General features: G+C 53.6%; 1 protein-coding gene. It reads right to left on the bottom strand.

Annotated features, from left to right (window positions below; genetic code table 11):
- Positions 1-77: 77 nt before the first annotated feature.
- Positions 78-377, bottom strand: a complete 300-nt coding sequence (locus ALO43_RS22525; protein ID WP_002555839.1) for a hypothetical protein — start codon at positions 375-377, stop codon at positions 78-80.
- Between the last annotated feature and the right edge of the window lie 30 nt (positions 378-407).

Genomic DNA, 407 nt, shown 5'->3' on the forward strand with positions numbered 1-407 from the left:
GTGACGCTCTGCGTCACACATCTACAGTCTGGCAACGCAGCCCAAGGACCCTACAGAATCGCGTGTAATCAGCGTGATTACTGGTGAGTGTCCGCATTCTCGGCTGGATAAAACTCACCCTTGCTTCCCATCCTTTCCAGCCGCTCACGAACGAGCGCCTCGACGCTGGCCACTGCAGCCCGGTCGTCAGGGTTGACCAGTTGCAAGTGCAGGCGACTATTGTTCTGATCGTGGGTACCCTCGCTGAGCATGTCGTGTGTGACGACTTGTTCGCCACGCCACAGACATAGCTGAGTATGGGTATCACCAAGCCATATCTCTTTAACTGATCTGAGGTCAGTTTTAGCCAGTTGGTCCACGGTGATTGTCTTTTCCATTGCGCTGTACCTTTTCAGTGAGTCGATAGA

Origin of the sequence: Pseudomonas tremae (assembly GCF_001401155.1) — a bacterium.
Classification (GTDB): domain Bacteria; phylum Pseudomonadota; class Gammaproteobacteria; order Pseudomonadales; family Pseudomonadaceae; genus Aquipseudomonas; species Aquipseudomonas tremae.

Coding starts and splice junctions, on each gene's coding strand:
- ALO43_RS22525 (WP_002555839.1), bottom strand. CDS start 377: ATGGAAAAGACAATCACCGTGGACCAACTGGCTAAAACTGACCTCAGA.